Raw genomic sequence first — 16,981 nt, 5'->3', positions numbered from 1 at the left:
ACCATCGGTGGTCTTCAATGAATTACGAAGAACAGCTTAATTTAGCGAGTGGTGCACTTCGGAGTTGAATCCGCGGCAAAGACTTAGCCATTTATTCACTCAAGCGACAGGGTTGAAGCGACTTCATGTGCATCTTTGACAGCGTTCAGCAGACCACTCCTAACGCGCGAGTGCTTCAATATGTCTGTCGCACTTCGATTTGCGCTAAAAATGTAAATAACGTGACGATAACGCGAGAACAACAAACCAATTGTATAACATTTCTCCGGATACAGGCCGCAGGCCGAAAAAGTCCTTGTAGCACCGGCGGTAATTGGGCATATTGGTGGTTCGGTCTGAACGGATGCAGCCGAAAAATTACTAGAATAAATTATAAAAAAATACGGCAATCATGCCGAAGGTGTATTGGTGCGCTCAACACTCATTCGTTCAGTATTACTATTTCTGTGCATTTTTTTCAGCACGCTAGACAGTGCTGTGCATGCTGTGGAAATTACTGACTTCCAGTTCACCGAAGTCGGGCAGCTTGTAGGCAGAGAAGGACTTCCGGACGACGCCCTGTCAGACACCACCATTTTCGACATCGCAGAAGACTCGAAAGGCTATATATGGATAGCCACGATGAGCGGTCTGAACCGCTATTCGGGCTACGACACTAAGCATTATTTTGAGTCAGATACTAATCCTCACTCTGTCCCTTCCGGCTTAATTCGGGCACTCCATGTTGATGAATCCGGCACGCTTTGGGTGGCTACATTTAACGGGTTAGCCAGATACATTCCAGAAACAGACAACTTCGAAGTTTTCAACTCTGAAAACTCTGCAGTGCGCTCCAATGACATTATTGAAATTGCCGGGACGGCTGACGGCAATATCATATTTTCAGACCGCAAGAACTTCATCTACGAAAGGGATCAAAAAAGCGGAAAAATCGCTCTGATAAACGAAAACATCAGAATTCCGCAGCGAGAGCGGGTAAGAGTGCTTTTTGATGAAGTTAACCGCATTTGGATTGGCACGAGTGATGGCGGCGCCTACATTTACTCGAAAGAAGAAAACCGACTTTATAATGCATCGAAAGTGAACCCTTGGGGTATTAATATTAGTGCTAATTCTTTGTTTGATATCGAAGTTATCAAAGGAGAGTACTGGCTGGCGACGGATGAGGGTATAAAAGTTGTCTCTGCCAGTGGCAATGTGAGTGAAGCTGTACATCAAGCACATTTTTCTGAGCATGAGCCTCTTAAAGTTGTGTCTTTGCAAAAGCTGAACTCCACCGTATGGGCTGGGACTGACAAGGGATTGTTCATCCTCGAACTTACCCAGGGCAACCAAGCATCCAGCGTTTCCGGTGTCATACATGTAAATAGTGAATATGGTGAGATTACCGGTCTCACGCAAGAGTTTATCCCCAGCATTTTTAAAGATTCTACAGACGGTTTGTGGTTGGGCACCTACCAAGGTTTATTCCGCTACCACCCCGAAAAAAGAAACCAAAAACTTATCTCTAACCTGGGAGATTTTCAGGATACCGTTAGTGGCGCTACGATTTGGGGACTGGATACTGACCATGAAGGCCATACATGGGTAGCAACACAGGGGCATGGGTTAGGAAAGTATGACCCAGCAACGGGTAAAATTGATTATTACCTCACAGAGTTTGCTGACAAAAGTATCTCTTTTTGGGACTTAGACATCGATAAGTATGGTGTCTATTGGGTTGCAACATCTGAAGGGTTGCTTGCATTCGAATATCAAAATGAACAAATGCAACTGCTTACCCGTCTTTTTGAAGGTGTTTTCGTAGACCGCCAGTATTTTGATGGAAACCGGCTCTGGATATGGCTAGATAAAAAGGGGCTTGTGTCCGTTCAGACAAACCTTCTGCAACAATATCTTAGTAATAATTCTGACCAGTTCATTGAGTATTACAGTGAGTTCTCCAGTTCAGCAATTCGTGACACAGAAGATTCCGACGTTTCATTACCGCTACCTATTTTTAAAGACGATGCTAACCGACTTTGGTTATCAAACGACGATGGTATTAGCCTTTTCAACATTCAGCGTAACGAGGTGGTAAAAACCTTAGGCGCGCAGGATGGACTTAAATCTCGCGCTATTTCGGTCTATCAAACCAGTGATAATTTCTGGGTAACAACTCGTTCCGACGGAATCTACAAGGTCAGCAAACGCAATCTGAAAGTTATTAAAAAGCAGTCCCGGAATGAAGGCGGTTTCATATTTTCCTCGGTAGGTTACGGGAACTTTATCTGGTATGCGGACAACCAGGGAGTAAATGTCGTAGATCTGTCTACTCTTCAGGTTGTAGAGAGACTGAACAAAGCCCACCTGAGCTATAACTCCCTGAATGAAGGCGCTGTAACGGTCACTCCAGGCAATACTATTTTGTTTGGTGGGAACCGCGGTTTCAACTCTGTTTTAATTGAAACCCAGGATAGTTCTGAGATCACAAATGAGCAAAAGACCCGTTCTCCTCAACTGTTTGAGTTTACTATTTTTGGTCAAAAGCAAAGTAACGCTGAAGTCTCCGAGCAGCAGCCTCAGGAAGGAGAGACAAAAGTATCAAACATTACTTACAAACAGGAAGAGCATGTTAAATATGATGAAACACGCTTTTCAATTTCCTTCGGACTGTTGAACCCGCTAAACAAAGATACCGTTAAACACCAATACCGACTGGTTGGCTATGACGATGCCTGGCTGCCGGCAGACAAAGCCCGGACAGCACAGTTTAATAATCTGTCGTTTGGTCATTATGTTTTCGAGGTGCAGGCAAAAGAGTCTGGTAAACAATGGTCTGAAAGCCGGACGTTAGATATTTACGTGGCTCGCCCGCCCTGGCTCCACACTGTGGCATTAGGGTTTTACGCGCTGGTATTAACCGTTGCTCTGATTTACATCATCCGGCAATACCAGATCCGCAAAACAAATCAGCAGGCTATTTACGAGTCTGAGGAGCGTCTCAAGCTTACGCTCTGGAGCTCTGGTGATGAACTCTGGGACTGGGATGTCTATCGCGGACAAGTGTATCGAGCAAATACCTGGGGCACACTGGACTTTCCGCAAGACAATATCCGGACAAATTCGTCCTACGATGCCAATATTCACCCCAATGACATCGTCCGTGTGCAGGAGGCCCTGAAGGCCCATCTGGCTGGGAAAACAGAATTCTTCGAACTGGCGTACCGGGCGCGTACGTTTAAGAACAAATGGATCTGGATCCTGGACCGCGGCAAAGTCGTACAGCGTGACCACAACAATCAGCCTGTCCGTATGACAGGAACACTGAAGAATATCCATCACCTCAAAGAAGCAGAAGAGCAACTGAATCTGTTTAAGCGCTCCATTGAAAATATTTCTGAAGGTGTGTTTATCACCAATACTCAGTTTAAATTTATTTCGGTTAATAACGCGTATTGTAACTATACCGGCGAGACGCGTGATCAGGCTCTCGCCAGCTACATGTATTTCCATCAGTACCCTGAAGCCTTTACAGAAGAAATCAAAAAGACGCTGCGCACCAAAAGCAACTGGTCAGGCGAAGTCGAATCGACCCGGGTGAACGGTGAACGCTATGAAATGGAACTGAATATTGATGCGGTTCATGATGAAGACGGCAAAATCAGTCACTTCGTAGGCGTATTCTCTGATATCACGTCTCGTAAGAGTACTGAGAAAGAACTGCTTAAACTGGCAAACACAGATCCTCTGACAGACTTGCCTAATCGCTCTTTCTTCCAGGCAAGCCACAATAACCTTGTCAGAAAAGCAGTACCCCATACCCTGCTCTGCCTGGACATGGACAACTTTAAGAAGATCAATGACTCGCTGGGTCACCAAACAGGCGACATACTGATAAAACAGATTGCCAAACGGATCCAGCGTATTACCGGAAAAGACGCAACCTGTTATCGTCTGGGTGGCGATGAATTCAGTGTGCTGATGGAGGACTATTCCGACATCCACACGATTACACATTACGCCCAGAGTGTTCTGGATACCCTCTCCCGCCCGTTTATCATTAATAAGCAAGAGTTCGTGCTGGGTGCCAGTATCGGCATTGCCTTTTATCCTGACGATGGCAACACACCTCAGGAGATGCTGAAAAACGCAGATACTGCCATGTACTTTGCAAAGAACAATGGCGGCAACAGCTACCAGTTCTTCAGTGGCGAAATGAACCAGAATGCGGTTAGGCAACTGCAAATCGAAAACCTTATCCGTCAGGGTATCAAAGACGACTTGTTTACCGTTTACTATCAACCCAAAGTCGATATCGCGTCCGGTAAACTGGTGAGTATGGAGGCTTTGGTCCGTTTTGAGCATCCGCACAAAGGTATCGTCAGCCCGGGACAATTTATCCCGCTGGCAGAGCAGACCGGACAAATCATTGAGATAGGTGAACAGGTATTACGCAAAGCATGTGCAGACACCAAGCGTTGGGTAAACCAGGGTTTGTTCAGTGGCCGTGTTGCAGTAAACATCTCTGTAAAACAATTTGAGCTTCCTGACCTTGATGATCGCATCGATAAAATTCTTGCAGAAGTAGGCTTGTCGCCGTTACATCTTGAATGTGAAATTACCGAAGGTACGCTAATGGAGAATCCGGAGGCGGGTCTTAAAATGATGGAGCGCCTGCGTGAGCGTGGTATCCATCTGGCACTGGATGATTTTGGTACGGGCTACTCTTCCCTCGCCTACCTTAAGCGCTTCCCGCTAAATACACTGAAAATCGATAAAGCGTTTATTGACGATATCGCTGAGAGCAGCGTAGACAGACATATGGCTGCCGCCATCATCAATATCGCACACAACCTTGGCTTGAAAGTCGTGGCTGAAGGCGTGGAAGAAGAGAAGCAATTAACCATTCTGCGCCGCTATGACTGTGAGATGCTTCAGGGCTACCTGTACAGTAAGCCGCTTAACGCCGAGCGCTTCGAAAAACTGCTTAAAGAAAATCAGAAGCTCCATCACCTCATCGGGCAATCAAGCCTGTGACTGCATTTTGACGCAACACCCGTAACTCACTGAAAAACAAAGATTATATTTTTTGGCACGCTAATCGCATTACTCTGATTGACCGGCAAGTTCCTTAACAGTCGGTTTTGTTTGTTTTGTTCAAAAAAATAATGAATCAGAGGAATGAGTTATGTTGAAAGCATATGCAGTCGCACTAGCGTTATCTACATCAGCACCGGTTGCTACGGATAAACAAGAAAGTGCGGAGAAAGCTCCAGCTAAGCAAAAGGAAGTGGTTACACAACCGCAAGCTTTCCGTCCTAAAACAGGTAACGGAACTGGCATCGGCTTTTAATGCTTTTGTCAAAAAGGATTTCTTGAAAGAGAGCCATCGGCTCTCTTTTTTTATGCCTGCAAGTACAGGTTGTTAAATCCGGCGTCTCTACGCCACGCTATGTGGCGCTGGATGGAAAACATAGGTAGCAGGGCCGGGCCAAGAACAATACCGCACAGCGCCCATAGACGCGGGTTCATGCCACTTTTAAACGCTTCAACATAGAAAAACAAACTACTCAATAGCGTAATGACGAAATATAACAGCAAAACTTCACCCTCAAGCTAAGTAAATGAAAGCATTGTCAAATAATTGACGAGCAAAAAATCAACCGCGGCGATTGTAATGATTCCTGGTCAATAAACCAGCACTTTTATGGATTACGCATAAAAAAACCGGGAAAATCCCGGTTTTTTTACATTTTCATTACATTTTAGTAAAAGGTCTGATCGTTTTCTGCCATTTTTACTAACACATCTGCTGGCGCGTACTTTTCGCCAACAGTCGATGCGTAGTGCTCAAGACGCGAAACCACATGACGAATACCCAGCGTATCCATATAGCGGAACGGCCCACCAAGGAATGGTGGAAAGCCAATGCCAAAGATAGCACCAATATCGCCGTCGCGAGCGTTTCGGATCACACCTTCATCCAGACAGCGAGCAGCTTCATTGAGCATCATCATTACACAGCGTTCAGCCACTTCTTTTTCACTGAGCTTCGAGGATGGGGATAATCCAAGCAGGCTGTAAATGCTTTCATCAACTTCCTTACCCGGCTTTTTGCCCTCATAAAGATAAAAGCCCTTTTTATTTTTCTTACCTTTCCTACCATCGTTCAACACTTTGTCGAATGCGGCAGGTGCTGTAAATCGCTCTCCAAACTCCTCTACAAGGAAAGGAATGATCTTGGTCCCCACATCAATACCCACTTCATCAAGCAGTTTCACAGGGCCTACAGGGAAGCCAAATTTCACCAGCGACTTATCGATGTGCTCAATTGGCTCTCCTTCCAGGATCAGGTTGGCCGCCTCGTTCATGTAAGGCGCCAGAATGCGGTTAACATAGAAACCTGCACCGTCTTTCACAACAACCGGCGTTTTGCCCTGTTTCTTAGCAAACTCTACGGTAGTCGAAATAGTCTGATCAGAGGTTTTCTCGTGCGCGATAACTTCTGCTAACGGCATTTTGTCTACGGGCGAGAAATAATGAAGTCCGATAACGTTTTCCGGACGCTCAGCTTTCGCGGCAATCTGCGTGATCGGAATCGATGATGTGTTTGAAGCAAAAATGGTGCTTTGCTGACAGTGATTTTCCACATCAGCCACCATAGTTTGCTTCAAATCCAGATCTTCAAACACCGCTTCTACGACAATATCTGCGTCCTGCAAACCATTATAATCCAATGTGCCGGTAAGCAGAGCCATTTGCTTCTGCATTTCCGTTTTACGCATGAAGCGCTTCTTCACCTTCTTATTTAGCAAGTCGTAGCTGTACTTCATGGCATTCGCGATACCTTCCGCCCGCACGTCTTTAATACGCACGGGTTTACCGGCTTTGGTTGCTGTCACGTACGCTATGCCGCCGCCCATGAGGCCACCGCCAAGGACGCCTACTTTATTCACGGTGGCAGGCTTGACGCCTTTGACACCGTTTTCTTTTTTCATGTCTGTTGTTGCGAAGAATATCTGACGCAGCTGATAAGACTCCGGCGTCATCACCAGTTTACCGAACGCTTCTGCTTCCGCTTTTAAACCAGCCTGCATACCTTCATCCATGCCAGTTTCGATAACGTCGATAATATACGCCGGTGCAGGATAGTTTCCTTTTGTCTTAGACAGGGTTTGCTCACGCGCCTTTTTGAACATGATGCTCTTGCCGGGACCAGTCAGTTCCAGCGCTTTGTTCATCCAGCTTTTCTGCGGTTTTTCACGTTCTGGCTTAGACTTCAGTGCATACTTTTCAGCGACATCCATCAACACACTCAGCGGCACCATATCATCTACTATGCCGTATTTTTTGGCTTGCTTTGCGCGTGCAGGAGAGCCTGTCAGCATCATCTTCATTGCCTGCTGAACACCAATCAGGCGAGGCAGACGCTGAGTTCCACCACTGCCGGGCAACAGACCCAGCTGCACTTCTGGTAAGCCTACCTGTGTCGCTGACGCATCTGAACAAACACGGTAGTGACATGCCAATGCCAGCTCCAGTCCACCACCTAACGCAGGTCCGTGGATTGCCGCCACGAAGGTCGCACGCATACGTTCGATGCGGTCAAAGACTTCCTGACCACCTGTGGCCAGGGCTCGCGCATCTTCTTCCGTTTTACACGCTGCCAGCATGCTAATGTCAGCGCCGGCTACGAACGATGAAGACTTACCGCTGGCAAGTACCACGCCCTTAATACTTTTATCCGCATCGATTTCATCAAGCATGGCGGAAATTTCGTCACCAAACTCGGCTTTCAGCGTATTCATTGATTCGCCGGGAACGTCCATGGTCAGTATTGCCACGCCGTTGTCTTTTTTCGTCAGCGTGAAGGCACCAGAGCCTGTTGCTGCATTCTCTTTGTTAGTTTCCTGCGTCATTATTCCGTCTCCACAATCATTGCTGCACCCAGACCACCAGCGGCACACGCGGTAAGCAGACCCGTTCCACCGCCGCGACGATTCAGTTCGTTCAGCATCTGTGTGATCATACGTGTACCCGTAGCGGCAAACGGATGGCCATAAGCAATCGAGCTTCCCATTACGTTGAACTTGTCCATATCAATTTCACCGGTTGCCTTGTCACGGCCCAGCTTTTCTTTCGCAAACTTGTCGCTGGCGAACATTTTGATATTGGCCAGCGTCTGCGCAGCAAAGGCTTCATGCATTTCGATAAGCGTAAGATCATTGAGCGTCATACCCGCACGGTCCAGCGCGATTGGCGTAGCATATGACGGGCCCATCAGCATGTCTTCCCACACATCTATGGCGGCAAATGAGTAGCTCTTAATGTAGCCTAGCGGCGTGTAGCCGAGCTCTTTGGCACGGCTTTCGGTCATCATCAGCACCGCTGACGCGCCATCTGTCAATGGTGTGGCATTCGCTGCTGTCACCGAGCCATATTTCTTGTCAAACACCGGACGCGGTTTCGCGTAGCCCTCAAGAGAGGAATCAAAACGTACGTTGTTGTCTTTTTCCAGCGCCCCTTTAAAGGGCTCTGCGTAAGCGGTCATCACTTCGTTATCCAGCTTACCTTCTTCCCAGCTTTTTGCCGCAAGTGTATGTGAGCGATGCGCTAGTTTATCCTGCTCTTCGCGCGAGATTTCGTGGGTTTTGGCCATTTGCTCTGCGGTTTGTCCCATCGACAATCCGGTTGAATATTCAGCAACAGCAGGCGGAACAGGTAATAAATCTTTAAAGCCCAGACGCTTAAAGATGTTCCATTTCTGCCCAAGCGTCTTCGCTTTCTGCAAATCGACCAGCGCACGCGCGAGATTCTTAGATACGCCAATCGGCGATACGGACGTAGAGTCTGCGCCGCCGGCAATACCTACCTGAATATTGCCAGCCATCATACTTTCAGCGATGTTCACAGTTGACTGGAAGCTGGTCGCGCACGCACGCGAAACGCTGTAGGCATCCGTGTGCACATTCATACCGGTCCCCAGTACGATTTCACGGGCAATATTTGGAGCTTCCGGCATTTGAACAACCTGACCGTAAACCACCTGGTCGATCCATTCAGGTTTCACGCCGTGACGAATCATCATTTCATTAACGACCATCTTCCCCAAATCGACGGCTGGGACGCCGTGGAAATAGGTCGCCATTTTTGCGAACGGCGTTCTGAGTCCTGCTACGATGGCAATGCGGTCACCGCCTCGTGTGGTTACTGATTGTTTTGCTGCCATATTGCACCTGTGTTAAATGCCACTTAAGTGGTCTGACCTGTAATGATTGCCGATTTTTACAAACAATGAACAAAATAGCAAATATCTGGCCTTTGCGTGACGTTCATGAAAATGAAAGACCTTGTTACAACCCGAACCTGGTAATGGCTACATTGATAAACTTACACTGTAAGCGTGATTTACGCCTGTGGATCGGTTACCGTCCAGAACACCATCGCGATCACATCATCGCAAAAATAGGTGCATTCAACGACTTGAAGATTAGACAGGGAACCATATATGAGTTTGATAGTCTGTAACGCATTGACGTTACCATCTGGGAAGAGGTAATGCAGTCCGTGGTCTTCCAGGCCAGATGCCGGGTGATAACTCCTCACTGGCGATTGCCTGACTAAAGAGTAAATCAGAGAACGCTAAGACTACCGAATTTGCTAACCTGCGCAACGATGAGCTGTTATCGGTTAGTACGAACAGCATGCTTTTGCAAAGGTTTGCAGGGAAATGCCGCGGCAGGTTCGTTTGCGATGCTGATTGCTGGTATCACGAACGAACAGGACAACATCACACCTTCCCCCTGGTAACATAAATAGAATAAATCAAACAGGATTAACGCAATGGCAGCAGAGCAATTTAAACAATTGCAAACGTATCTGGATTCGCAAATTATTGGACAACAGGCACTGACACGAAGCCTGTTGATCGCGTTACTTGCTGATGGACATTTATTAGTAGAAGGCCCTCCCGGGCTGGCGAAAACCCGTGCCATAAACGCGTTAGCAAACGGCATGGACGGAGATTTTCATCGCGTGCAGTTTACGCCTGATTTGCTTCCTGCCGACTTAACCGGTACCGATATTTACCGGCCCGAAACCGGCGAGTTTATTTTCCAGCAAGGTCCATTGTTTCATAATCTTGTGCTGGCTGACGAAATTAACCGGGCGCCGGCAAAAGTGCAGTCTGCTCTGTTGGAAGCCATGGCCGAGCGGCAGATTACTGTGGGTAACAAAACCTACCCACTGCCTGCGCTGTTTATGGTGATGGCAACCCAGAACCCGCTCGAGCAGGAAGGAACCTACCCCTTACCAGAAGCACAGCTTGACCGTTTTTTAATGCATGTTGAGATTGATTACCCCCAGGCGGAAACAGAGCTGCAAATCCTCCGACTTACCCGGGACGAAGAGCTAAAGCAAAATCCGGTCTCGCCTCCCTCTCTGTCACAGGAGGATATTTTTGCCGCCCGAAACGCCGCACTGGCGCTCTATATGGCGCCTGAGTTAGAGCAATATCTGGTTCAACTGGTGATCGCGACACGCAGCCCTGGACAGTTTGATGAAAGCATGGCCAGCTGGATCGAGTTTGGCGCCAGCCCGCGTGCCACAATCAGTCTGGATCGCTGTGCCCGCGCCCATGCATGGCTAAGTGGCCGCGATTTTGTGGGCCCGGATGATATTCAGGCCGTGGTTCACAACGTGCTTCGCCATCGTATTATTTTGTCCTATCAGGCCGAAGCCGAGGGGATCACCGCCAACCAGGTTTTAGATAAGATTGTCGCGACTGTTGCCGTACCCTGATAACCATTATGCAATCAATTCAGGAAAATCTGACTAAGCTGGTAACTGACGGACTCAATCTTAGCGTTGCTGAGCTGCTGCGCTATCAGCAGCTGACCCGGCTCATGGATTTAACGCCCAAACGGACACCACAGGCGCGACTGGCCGGCAGTTACCTGACCCGGCATAAAGGCCGGGGAATGGAGTTTGACGAAGCACGTCATTACCAGGCCGGTGACGACATCCGTGCTATAGACTGGCGAGTCACCGCCCGAACCGGAAAAACACACACAAAGATCTACCGTGAAGAGCGTGAACGCCCAGTGTTTATACTGTGTGACCTGTCGCCTTCAATGCAGTTTGGAACCCGTCTGCTGACCAAGGCCGTGCAGGCGGCTCACCTGACATCGTTGATCAGCTGGTCTGCCGCCACGCGCGGAGATAAAGTAGGCGCACTGCTGTTTTCCTCAGGTAAGCACCGGGAATGCAAACCCCTGTCCCGCAAGCGTGCTGTACTGAATATTTGTCATGAACTTATCACGCTGCAGCAACACAGCATTAACGCGCAAGCCGATGAGCAAGCCCAGACAGCGGCCTTTACCGACGTTTGCGCCCGGGCACGTCGTCTCGCTCGTCCGGGAAGTCTGGTATACCTGATTTCTGATTTTCAACATCTGTCTGAGGCGTCACAACAACATATCAGTCAGTTATCCCGCCACTGTGAAGTAAATGCGGTGGAGATAACCGATCCTATGGAGCACGCATTGCCTGATACCAGCATCGTCCAGCCCGTCAACGTGACCGATGGTCACGCGCAGCAGACCTGGATGTTAGGAGATAAACAGGAAATGGCTGCCTACCGACAATGGCGTGAGCAACAGGAGTCAGCAATTGCAGCCGCCTTTTCCCGCTCGCGGGTAAGCCATCATCATGTCAGCGCGGGCCTTAGCCTGGATGACCAGCTACTTGAACTTCATAGAGGACTTCGCTGATGCAGGGCGTACCTCAACAAGACCCACTGGCTCAACTTAACGATATCCATACGCCACCGGATGTCAGCTACTGGCCACTGGACTGGGGCTGGTGGCTGGTGATCGCGCTGGCAGCCATTATTTTGATTGCTCTGATTGTGATTGCAGTAAGAAAGCACCGTCACCAGCGCGCACGCAGAATGGCGCAGAAAGAGCTAACTTCCATTACCGCGGATACCGAAAACTGGCCTGCCAGACTGAACGCCGTGCTAAAACGTACGGCGATGGCGTACTGCTCCCAGGAGGCCGTGGCGTCTTTATATGGAGACAAATGGCAGCAGTTTCTCAAAGACGCGTTACCGAATTCGACTGCCAGGACGGCAACGCCGGGACTGAAGCGCCTTTCAGACTTGCGCTATCAGGCACTACCACCTGACAGCAACGACTTTACCACGGTACATCGCGCCTGTAGTCAATGGCTTAAGCGTGCCCGCTTCTCTCATCTGGAGGAGTATCAGCATGTTTGAGTTTGCCTGGTGGTGGGTGCTGTTCGCTTTACCGCTCCCGCTGTTGATGTTACTGCTGCCATCTCGTGCACAAGCCCAGCATGTCGCACTGAAAGTGCCGGGGGTACGTCCGGACCATGAGTCATCCACGCTCAGAATTGGCAGAAGCCGCTGGCGTAGCTTACTGGCCGTGATGGTATGGATTTTACTGGTAGTTGCCTGCGCCCGTCCGCAATGGCTTGGCGAACCTGTCAGCATCCCTGATGAAGGTCGCGAAATGATGCTGGCGGTTGATTTGTCCGGCAGTATGAAAATTGATGATATGTCGTTGGGCGGCCGTCAGGTGAACCGACTGACAATGACGAAGTCAGTACTTGACGATTTCATCAAGCGCCGCGTCGGCGACCGCCTGGGGCTGATTTTGTTCGCAGACACAGCCTATGTTCAGGCGCCGCTAACGTATGACAGAGAAACCGTTGCCACACTGCTGGATGAGTCTGTCATTGGTCTGGTCGGCGAACAGACCGCTATCGGAGACGCCATCGGTCTGGCTGTAAAACGTTTTGATGAAAAAGAAGAGTCCAATAAAGTGCTTATTCTGCTTACCGATGGTCAGAATACCGCAGGCAACATCACCCCTGAGCAGGCCAAAGAACTCGCCGTGAACAAGGGCGTAACGGTGTACACTATCGGGGTTGGTGCAGATCGTATGCTGGTACAGAGCTTTTTTGGCAGCCGCCAGATTAACCCTTCACAGGAGCTGGACGAAGGCATGTTAACGGATATCGCCAACGCAACAGGCGGTGAATATTTCAGAGCGCGGGATGTTGAGGAACTCGAGTCAATTTACCAGACGCTAGACAGACTGGAGCCAATAGAAGGCGAAAGCCGTAAAATGCGCCCCCTGACAGCCTTATTTCATTATCCGCTGGCAGCAGCATTACTTCTGTCAGTGCTTCCTCTTTTGGGTTACGTACTGAACACACTGATGAAGCGACTGTTTTCAGGCCGCCCTGTCGGAGGTTCCCAATGACATTTGAGTTATCACAACTGGCACAGTTTCATTTTTTACGGCCTGAGTGGTTTGTTGCATTGGTGCCGCTGGCGATCCTGTTTTTTATTGTGCGTCACTGGCGGCAACGCCAGTCAGGCTGGCAAAGTGTGGTGTCCTCGCATCTCTACCAGTACATGACTGAGGGCAAGCCGGGCAAAGGTACCCGCCCTCCCTTCTGGCTACTCGCATTCGGATGGCTGATTGCCGTGACTGCGCTGGCCGGCCCGACGTGGGAAAGACTGCCGCAACCGGTTTACCAGCTAAACACCGGCCATGTTCTGGTGTTGGATATGTCATTATCAATGCGCGCCACCGATGTCACGCCGGATCGTCTGACTCGTGCTAAATACAAAGCCATCGATCTTATCAATGAGATTGGAGAGGGCGAGATGGGGCTGGTCGCCTATGCCGGTGACGCCTTTGTCATCAGCCCGTTAACCACCGATGCCAGTAATCTCACCACACTGCTCCCCAGTCTGAGCCCTGAGATTATGCCCGTTGCAGGTAGCGACCCGCTACTGGGCATACAGACCGCTGCAGAGTTACTGGAACAGGCCGGATATAACCAGGGCAGTATTTTCTGGATAACCGATGGCATTGAAAGAGAGCAGCAAACCGAGCTGCAGGATTATGTACAGGGCCTGCCCTACGACGTGAGCATAATGGGAGTCGGCACAGCGGATGGCGCACCAATAAAGCAAATTAACGGCGAACTGCTGAAGCAGACCAGTGGTGCCATTGTTATACCGACGATGGATGACGACTTACTTCGCGGTGTCGCAAAATCAGGTGGCGGCCGGTATACCGGTATCACTCCGGATGACAGTGACATTGCCTATCTTGCTTCTCTTTCACTGAATCAAAGACAGGCTGGAGACAGCGGCCCTACCGACGATCGGGCCGGCGATCAGTGGCAGGAACTGGGTCCGTATTTGTTGCTAGTGCTATTACCGTTTGCCGCTTATGCGTTTCGACGAGGCGTCATTGTGGTGATGTTACTGCCACTGCTAATGCCGCTTAGTCCACCAGTATCAGCGCAAACTGAAAGCGCCGCGACATCCGCTCAGTCCTCCCTGCCCTGGTGGGAAACCCCGTTTCTTAATCGCGATCAGGAAGGCCTTGCCAGCTTCAAAGAGCAACAATTTGGCAAAGCAGCAGAACTTTTTGATGATCCTTCATGGCAAGGAGCAGCACAGTACAAAGCGGGTAACTACGAGGCGGCACTTGAGTCTTTTTCAAAACTGAACACGCCGGGCGCCCTGTATAATCAGGGCAATGCACTGGCTCGCCTGGGCAAACTGGATGAGGCCATTGATAAGTATAATGAGGTACTGGCGCAACAACCGGACAATAAAGATGCAGCTGAAAATAAAGCGCTGCTGGAAAAACTGAAAGAGCAGCAAGAACAGCAGGAACAACAGCAACAAGATCAGAATAATCAGGATCAGCAGCAGGACCAGCAAAACCAGGATAACAGCGACGCGTCCCAGCAAGGAAATGGTGAAGATCAGAACCAGCAGGGTGAGCAAAACGACGCTGCGTCCTCTGATAGTGAGAACGACTCGCAGAGTCAAAGTGAGAACGAGTCGGAGCAGAGCAATGACGGCCAGCAGTCGCCTGAACAGGAGCAGTCTGCGGATGAGTCGCAAGAGCAGAATGACCAGAAACAGGACGGTGAGCCACAACCCGCTGAGCAGCAGGATGAGCAGGACGCACAGCAACAAGCACAGTCGGCTGCCGCCCAGGGCGAATTAACAGATGAAGAAAAAGAAGCTCAACAACGACTGGATAACCTGATGCGCCGGGTACCGGACGACCCCGCATTTCTGCTTAAGCGAAAAATGCAGTTAGAAGCCCAGCAGCGCAGGCGCCAGCGCATGCCTACGAATCAGAGAGAGTGGTAATGAGAACGATACTATTTCTGCTAATAAGCAGCCTGTTTTTTGCCAGCGCTGCCTGTGCCCAGGTGGAAGCCGTAGAGGCATCAGTAGATAACAACCCGGTGATGGTTGATGAGGCGATCCGCCTTACCGTCACGGCGCAGGGTGACGCGTCCCGGGATGCCTTTGACAGCTCTCCCCTTCTCAAAGATTTCGTGGTTGGCAGAACCTCTGTCAGTAGCCGCACATCTATCGTGAACTTCAGCTCCACACAGACCACCGTGTGGACGACCACATTATTTCCCCGCAATACCGGCACCTTTACGATCCCGGCGTTTACGATTGAAGGAAAACAGACAAAGCCCATTCAGATAGAGGTTATTCCGGTTTCTCAGGGCAGCGGACAAGCCTCAAGAGACTACTTCGTGACCACCAGCGTCGACACCTCTGAGGTGTACCTGCATCAGCAAATTCATTACACCGCCAAGCTCCATCTGGCGACCCGAATTGAACAGGGCGCACTGCAGTCACCGGAGCTGGAAAACGCCGAAGTCCGTCAGATTGGTGATGACAAGCAATATACTGATATTGTTGATGGCAAACGCTTTCAGATTATAGAGCGCAATTTTGCCATCATCCCGCAACAATCGGGGAGCTTTACGATCCGGGGTCCTGTTTTTACCGGTGAAGTGGTCGCGCCGAATACCAACCAGCGGTTTGGTTTTTTCAACCGAACACAACAGGTTAACCGGGTAGGTCCGGATATCAGCATTGAGGTCAAGGCCGTGCCGGATAATATCAGCTATCACTGGCTTCCCAGCGAGTACGTGCAACTTGATGAAGAATGGCCCGAAGGGGAAACCCTGACCGTGGGTGAACCTATCACCAGAACGATTACCCTGACCGCAATGGGCGTGGTGGAAGAGCAATTACCCGAGCTGTCCCAGCTTTACCCACCGGATTTTAAAGTCTACCCGGATCAGGCAAATACCACTACGGTGGAGCGCGATAACACCCTGATCGCTCAACGGGTAGAATCACAGGCGATTATTCCCACGCAACCGGGACAGTACGTACTGCCTGATGTCACAGTGTCGTGGTTTAACGTGCTTACTGGTCAGACAGAAAAGGCAACGCTGCCGGCACGTACCATTTCCGTGGCTCCTGCTTCTGGCGCTTCGTCGCCTTCAACGTCTGCGCAACAACTTGTTGATGATGCAGCAAGTAGTGAGTCGCGGCCGCAAACTGACACGCAGGTTAACAGCGCAGCACCTCCTGTAGACGCACCGTCAACGGAGAATACTCTAAATCTGTATCTTCTGGCCGGGTTGATTACGTCCTGTATCGGCTGGCTGGCTACTGCACTCTATTTTCGCCGCAAGCTGGCCGGCACCCTGCCTGCCCGGCATGCAAACGGCGTTAGCACGAATTCAGAGGATGACGCATACCGTCGCTTACTGCGCACCATCGATACCACAGAGAATGTCGGTGACATACAGCGGGCATTGACAATCTGGGTTGCTACAATATTGCCTGGACGGCAAGCTCATGTAGCTATGTCGACAGAGCCAGCGCTGCATCCTGTTCAACAACATATGAATGCCATGCTGTCCAGCCGTTACGGCCATAGCCGCAGCCAGTGGGATAAAAAGTCACTTAAAGGTGACCTGAAAGTTGCCAGAAATACGTTTAAGCAACAGAGAAATACTACGGGCACCCTGTTACCGTCACTGTATCCTGGTGTTAAATAGTTACCGCGTGCCTCGAACCAATACAAAATAACAATAGCCTGGGCCGGATAACGATGCA

11 protein-coding genes are annotated in these 16,981 nt (G+C 49.8%); 8 read left to right on the top strand and 3 right to left on the bottom strand.

Going from position 1 to position 16,981, the window contains the following annotated elements; all coding sequences use genetic code 11:
* Positions 1 to 408: 408 nt before the first annotated feature.
* Positions 409 to 5,019, top strand: a complete 4,611-nt coding sequence (locus JKP77_RS20515; protein WP_218313041.1) for an EAL domain-containing protein — start codon at positions 409 to 411, stop codon at positions 5,017 to 5,019.
* Between the two features lie 151 nt (positions 5,020 to 5,170).
* Positions 5,171 to 5,335 (top strand): hypothetical protein, encoded by a 165-nt coding sequence (locus JKP77_RS20510; protein WP_218313040.1) that lies wholly within the window; start codon positions 5,171 to 5,173, stop codon positions 5,333 to 5,335.
* A 412-nt stretch (positions 5,336 to 5,747) separates the two neighbouring features.
* Here JKP77_RS20510 and fadJ read toward each other — a convergent pair whose 3' ends face one another.
* The 3 genes from fadJ to JKP77_RS20495 all read right to left on the bottom strand — a co-directional run bounded on the left by fadJ (position 5,748) and on the right by JKP77_RS20495 (position 9,588).
* Positions 5,748 to 7,901: a fatty acid oxidation complex subunit alpha FadJ gene (fadJ, locus tag JKP77_RS20505; protein WP_218313039.1), complete on the bottom strand. Its 2,154-nt coding sequence runs from the start codon at positions 7,899 to 7,901 to the stop codon at positions 5,748 to 5,750.
* The gene (gene fadI, locus JKP77_RS20500) at positions 7,901 to 9,211 is read right to left on the bottom strand and encodes an acetyl-CoA C-acyltransferase FadI (RefSeq protein WP_218313038.1); all 1,311 of its coding nucleotides are present in this window, start codon (positions 9,209 to 9,211) and stop codon (positions 7,901 to 7,903) included. The genes fadJ and fadI overlap by 1 nt, the downstream gene beginning before the upstream one ends.
* A gap of 179 nt (positions 9,212 to 9,390) precedes the next feature.
* Positions 9,391 to 9,588, bottom strand: coding sequence for a hypothetical protein (locus JKP77_RS20495; protein WP_218313037.1), 198 nt, complete (start codon positions 9,586 to 9,588; stop codon positions 9,391 to 9,393).
* A 237-nt stretch (positions 9,589 to 9,825) separates the two neighbouring features.
* On the opposite strand from JKP77_RS20495, the gene JKP77_RS20490 reads away from it, so the two are divergent.
* From JKP77_RS20490 to JKP77_RS20465, 6 genes are read left to right on the top strand one after another with little or no spacing between them, the layout of a single operon-like run.
* Positions 9,826 to 10,782 carry an AAA family ATPase gene (locus tag JKP77_RS20490; protein WP_218313036.1) on the top strand — a complete coding sequence of 319 codons (957 nt, stop codon included), beginning with the start codon at positions 9,826 to 9,828 and terminating at the stop codon, positions 10,780 to 10,782.
* 8 nt (positions 10,783 to 10,790) lie between these two features.
* Positions 10,791 to 11,753, top strand: coding sequence for a DUF58 domain-containing protein (locus JKP77_RS20485; protein ID WP_218313035.1), 963 nt, complete (start codon positions 10,791 to 10,793; stop codon positions 11,751 to 11,753).
* The gene (locus tag JKP77_RS20480; protein ID WP_218313034.1) at positions 11,753 to 12,259 is read left to right on the top strand and encodes a DUF4381 domain-containing protein; all 507 of its coding nucleotides are present in this window, start codon (positions 11,753 to 11,755) and stop codon (positions 12,257 to 12,259) included. The genes JKP77_RS20485 and JKP77_RS20480 overlap by 1 nt, the downstream gene beginning before the upstream one ends.
* The gene (locus tag JKP77_RS20475) at positions 12,252 to 13,271 is read left to right on the top strand and encodes a vWA domain-containing protein (protein WP_218313033.1); all 1,020 of its coding nucleotides are present in this window, start codon (positions 12,252 to 12,254) and stop codon (positions 13,269 to 13,271) included. Before JKP77_RS20480 ends, JKP77_RS20475 begins: the two co-directional genes overlap by 8 nt.
* Positions 13,268 to 15,196, top strand: a complete 1,929-nt coding sequence (locus JKP77_RS20470) for a vWA domain-containing protein (RefSeq protein WP_218313032.1) — start codon at positions 13,268 to 13,270, stop codon at positions 15,194 to 15,196. Before JKP77_RS20475 ends, JKP77_RS20470 begins: the two co-directional genes overlap by 4 nt.
* Positions 15,196 to 16,923 (top strand): BatD family protein, encoded by a 1,728-nt coding sequence (locus tag JKP77_RS20465; RefSeq protein ID WP_218313031.1) that lies wholly within the window; start codon positions 15,196 to 15,198, stop codon positions 16,921 to 16,923. The genes JKP77_RS20470 and JKP77_RS20465 overlap by 1 nt, the downstream gene beginning before the upstream one ends.
* Positions 16,924 to 16,981 lie beyond the last annotated feature (58 nt).

The sequence above is a fragment of the Alteromonas antoniana genome, from assembly GCF_019249295.1.
GTDB classification, from domain to species: domain Bacteria; phylum Pseudomonadota; class Gammaproteobacteria; order Enterobacterales; family Alteromonadaceae; genus Alteromonas; species Alteromonas antoniana.
The sequence above is the reverse complement of the archived record's forward strand: the minus strand, read 5'-3'. Positions and strand labels throughout refer to the sequence as shown.